The following is a 5,918-nucleotide window of genomic DNA, read 5'->3' on the forward strand; positions in this document are numbered from 1 at the left end:
CGCCATTCGCAGTCCAGCGACGCCAATAGGACTCTTTGCTAAGGATGCATCAGGTGACAGCAACATCACCCAACTTGATAGCATGGATGGCATTTATGCCTTCGCGGCTTATTCAACCGCACTCACTGAAAGTGATATCCAGACGCTTGCTAATACGCTAACCACAGTCACGCTCGATAGCGACAGCGATGGTGTCTGGGACAGTTTTGATCTCAATAAACATATCCCAACAACAGCGGATAATACACTCAGCACCCAAGAAGATAACAACTTAGTATTCACTGAAAATGATTTCACTTTTTCAGATCAAGATAACGCTGATATAAGATCCTCTATCACTATTTTGAGTTTACCAGATGCCAGTCGGGGGCAGTTATTATTAGGCTCAAGTCCTGTCACAACAAATGCAGTAATCGATGTGGCAAACATTGCCCATGGTGAGCTCATTTATCAGCCTGTGGCAGACAGTAATAATCAAGGGGATTTTGGGTTTAGTGTCAGTGATGGTCAAAATAATTCTATAACCGCCACCATGACCATCACTATCTCTCCGGTCAATGATGCGCCTGTGATCTCCGCCACCACTCCAACGCTAAACATTGATGAAGACACATCCTACATATATCAACCTCAAATTAGCGATGTTGATCATACCGATTCACAGTTAACCGTTACGTTAACAGGGGCTACTTGGCTAAACTGGGATGCTACTAATCAACAAGTTATTGGTACGCCAACCAATGCAGATGTCGGCGATCACACTATAAATTTAAACGTCACTGATGGTTACAAGAGTGATGATATACAATGGCTTTTAACCGTCAATAATACTAATGATGCGCCAACAGGCCAGAATGAAAGCATTACCATTAATGAAGACACCTCACCATTTACGTTTGCTGCGTCACACTTCACGTTTAATGATGTCGACACTAGCGACTCGCTTGAAAGCATTATTGTTACAAGCCTACCTAGTAAAGGTGAGCTTAAGTCCAACGGCTCATCGATAACAAGCCCTTCTTCTTTTACGCTAGCTCAATTAAATAATGGTGAGTTGACATTCGTATTTGACGTGGATGAATTTGGCGCTAACTATTCTACTTTTGAATTTAAACTCAATGATGGTGAAGATGACAGTGCGGCATCCTACAAATTCACGGTTAATATTGATAATGTTGAGGACGAGCTAAGCATCGACATTGTTCAAGCCAAATCTATATTGGAAGATGATAACTTGGTTACAGCGCCTTATACTTTTGCTACTTTCTCTATAAATGACAAAGGCGAAAATGACGCAAGAAACATTAGACTAACTAATAATAGTAATGGTCATTTCGTCCTTAGCGGTGACTCTCTTCAGTTGACACAAACGGGTATTAATACGATCAATAGTCAACAAACGTTAGATACCTTAACGCTCAGTGTCGATGATAACGGTAGCGGTAAAACAATTGATAAAAACTGGACTGTCAACATTACCAATGTCAATGATGCCCCTACAGCAAGTCCTAGAACCGTTGCCCTTAAAGAGGACGCTTCTCATGTGTTTAGGATTGGCAACTTTAGTTTTTCGGATGAGGAAAGCCCTGATTTAAGCGCTATTAAAATCACTCAACTTCCGGCTAATGGTGACTTAATACTCAACAATACACAAATAACTCAGCCAGACCAAGAGGTGCTTTATAACGAGATTACTAATGGGCAATTGAGTTATCAACCTGCAGCAGACAGCTTCAGCTCTCAGGTATTTTCTTATCAAGTATCAGATGGTCAACAATGGTCAACAGATACGACCCTAACGTTAGACATTCAACCAGTCAACGATGAACCAGTGGCACTGTCCAGTGCCATAACCGTTGATGAAGACGTTCCTTTCCCGATAAGTTATGCGCATTTTCAATTTAATGATATTGAGGGTGATGCGCTGACCAAGGTTACTATCACTCAATTACCCAATCAGGGACAACTCCAATTAGATGGCATCGCCATATCAGCGGGTGATGAAATTGCCGTTAGCGACATTAATGCCAATAAACTCACTTATCAAACCGCACTCAATGATGTAAATACCACTTCGTTGAATTTTAAAGTCTTTGACGGTACTGATTTCTCCCAAAATATTGAGACGATGACAATAACCGTCACTAATATTAACGATACTCCTGTTGCCGTCAATCATACCATTAATGTGACTGAAGACATCGAATATGCGTTTTCAACCGCTGTTATTGACCTTATGTTCACCGATGATGACAACAGTGACATTATGGAAAGTCTCATTATTGAAAGTATCCCTAATAATGGTACTTTGAAAAAAATTGATAATAGTAATAATGAAACTGTCATCGATAACTCTCAGATTCCTTTTACAATTTCACGTGCCGATATAGACCAATTGCGTTACCTCAACGACCAAAATGACACGACACAAACCAGTTTTACCTACAAAGTCGACGATGGACAGAGTCAATCAAAAAACACGGGAACGCTGGTGATAAATATTGATCCTCAAGATGATCACCCAGCAGCTATCGATGGTTTTATTGACGTCACTGAAGATACGCCTTACTCATCGTTTACTCAATCTGTCGTATCAAGTAACAATACGCCATCCCCTGCCAACGGGGAGATCTTATATAGCGACCCTGATCACGATAATAACGCAAGCGCCAACCAATTATTTGAATTTACTGAGATCTCATTAGAAACCTTACCCGCTCATGGCGAACTGAGTATTAATGGGCAGCCACTGTCTAGAAATGACACTGTATCAGAAAGTGATATCGCGAACTTGACTTATACTCCTGGTAATAACCGAGAAGAGAATACCCAGTTCACCTACAAACTAAAAAGTACCGACAAATTCTCACAAAATATCGCAACGATGGTGATAAACATTCAAGCGGTTAACGACTCACCGGATGCGATCGCGAGTTCAATTCAAGTGGACGAAGATACCCTTTCGCCATTCACTCAGAACGATTTTGGTTACACCGATCTTGAGAGCAACGCCATGGCCAGCGTAGCACTCTATCAACCCGCCAGCGGCGTTATCTATTTTGATATGAGTGGCAATTTCAATGGAAATGAAACGATTGTTAGCAGTTATCCCGTCACGATTTTAACCAATGACATTGACCAATATGCCTATAAAACAGCTCAAAACCAAGATACTAATGACAGCATGTTGTTCACTGTTAATGATGGTAATAGTGACTCTTCTCAGGCGACGATGACAATTAACGTTAACCCTATCAATGACACTCCGACCATTGATCCGAATTTATCTATAACCATAAATGAGGACACACTCTATACCTTCCAAGAAAGCGATATTACTTATAGTGATCCTGAAAACGACGGGCTAGATAAAATTAAAATAACGGCATTACCTCGTGGCGAGCTGCGTTATAACAATTCGTTAGTGCAAGTCGGTAACGAAATAGACTTTACAGATATTGGTAATTTAACCTATCAAAGTAACTTGAATGATGATCAAGATACGACATTTGAATTCGAAATCATGGATGATGATTCAAGCGGTTACTCTGATGAAGCAACCATGACCATTGATGTTCAACCAGTCAATGATGCGCCGACGATCACTTTAACGCCAATCGCTGGAGGGATCACCGAAAATAAGGTTAGCCGCCAAACGGAGCTTCTGAGTTATCAAATTATCGATCCTGAAAACAATACATTAAACGTTACTATCATCAACGACCCTAATAATTGGTTTACACTCGATTTAGTTAACCTCCGCGTGAACCCGACGTTGGCTGCAATTGCTGCCATTAATGATGACAATCAAAATCTTACTCAGCTCACTGTTGAATTAGAAGTCAGTGACGGCAATCTTAGCACGAACCAAACCGCGACTATTGGCATTACGCGAACCACTGATATGGACAGCTGGTATAGTGTGATTACCTTTACACCAATGCCTCCCGTCACCACCGGGTCGACAGCCAATTTGGCGTCTGCTAACGCTTCAGAAATCTATGGGCCTCCTCCAGCTAATGCTGAGTATGATGTAAATTACAGCTATATCTCTAATTTACAACCAAACATTACTTACTCAAATCTATCTTCGATTCCTGCAGGGACAAGCTCTATCACGGTCTTTGCTGAACAAATCAGTCGAGCTGACTCTACTATCTCTCGTACGTTAGAAAGTGACTTCGCTTTCTCAAGCGATCCGGTCAATCTGGTTCGTGTACTGACCCCATTATTGGACTTTGATGATCCATTAATGACCATGGACACTGTAGATTTATTGAATAAAGACAGTATCTTAACAGATGTTGGTAATATAGAAGCTAATGAGCCAGTCGATATTACCTATCAATGGCAAGAGCATGATGGTACAAGCTGGCAAGATTTCGGTTCAGAACTGAGTAATTACCAATCACTATCGGGACTTCAAGTTGGCAGTAAATACCGTCTTCAAATCCAAGCACAAAATACAAGTACTTTAACCACGAGTGAAAAATCCTCTGATGAATCGATCAGTGTCACTAGTGCTACAACAAATTATGATATTAGCTTTGATAGCTTAGCTATTCCTCAACAAGGCATTGTCCAAAACATTCTTTCCCACTTGAGCGCATCACCTGCCCCTGCGCAATTTACTGCGCGTAACGTCAACTGGCAGCGCGTGAATCTTGATAATAGCCTTACACCATTAACCGCTAAATCTGATGGCAGTTATGTACCAACGCAATTGGATGTGGGTCTAGCATTACGTGTTACCGTCGAGTACCTAAATGGTAATACACGCTTAATCTCAAGAAGTATTATCACCTCACCAGTTGAAGCTCAAGCGAACTCTCAGGAGCTAACGACACTCGCTAACGATTTGAGTCTCTCTATCGCTCCGACATTAGTATCGACAGGCCAAGACGTTACATTGCTAGACAGCGATATCGTTAAGATCACTGCGCAAAACGCGACCATTCAAACTGAATATCAATGGCAATACAGCGCAGATGGACAGACTTGGACACCGATTAGCAACAATGCCACTGAAGCGCGTTTTGTCACTACATCTAGTGAGAATGATCAGTATTTACGTTTACAAATAACCATGAGCCTGATTAGAGACAATACCATCAGATTAAGCCCACTTTATACCAATAAAACTGAAAAAGTTGTGCAGCATACTGGGCCTAAACTCGAAAGGCTAGTCTTAGACTTCGATAGCGTAAGTAATATCTTGGAACTTTCTGAAAGGTCAATGTTATGGCTAGACAAGTATCTGCAAGATACTTCTGCCACAGGCACAGAAAGCTATCAATGGTATCGCATCCCTGTGGGTGGTGACTTTGCCAATAATGCTGAAGCAATCAATGGCGCAACCAATAGCAGCTATTCATTAAACACAGGCTCAGATTCTAACTTCGAGCACATGCTGGTTGTGACGGTAAATAACAACACAAATCTTTATTCAACCCGAACCAGTGCATGGTTAAACAATAGTGATCCTACCGATACAACGGTGCGTGAACGTTATTACGATGTTGTCACCATTAATAATGGCACCACGCCACTGCAAGATGGTCAAACAGTAACGGCTCTGCTCTCAGGCAGTTCGCTGGTCAAAGACACAATGCCACCAGGGGTTTCTTACCAGTGGCAAAGCCGAACAACCGGGTCGATTGGCATCTGGAGCAACATCGGACAAGATAACGCCTCTTATAAGCTATCGGGCAACGAGAACGGACAAGATATCCGTGTCTTAGTCGCACGCTCTGATGCAAGTGGTGCAATATTGCCTCAGCTAATCTCCGATGAGCGCAGTGTGTCGTCCACAGTTAGTGCTTTAACGCCATGGCAAGTGAGTCTCACACAAGCCTCTGAGTACGTGGTCAATCAGCCAATCTCAGTCAGCCATCGCAGCACTAGCGATACCGTGACCT

At 42.0% G+C, this 5,918-nt stretch carries 1 protein-coding gene; it reads left to right on the forward strand.

Going from position 1 to position 5,918, the window contains the following annotated elements; genetic code table 11:
* Positions 1-5,918, forward strand: a 5,918-nt coding sequence (locus VTH8203_RS18975; RefSeq protein ID WP_158296191.1) for a tandem-95 repeat protein, incomplete at both ends; no start/stop codon positions are given.

It is taken from the genome of Vibrio thalassae, assembly GCF_900089835.1.
GTDB classification, from domain to species: Bacteria; Pseudomonadota; Gammaproteobacteria; order Enterobacterales; family Vibrionaceae; genus Vibrio; species Vibrio thalassae.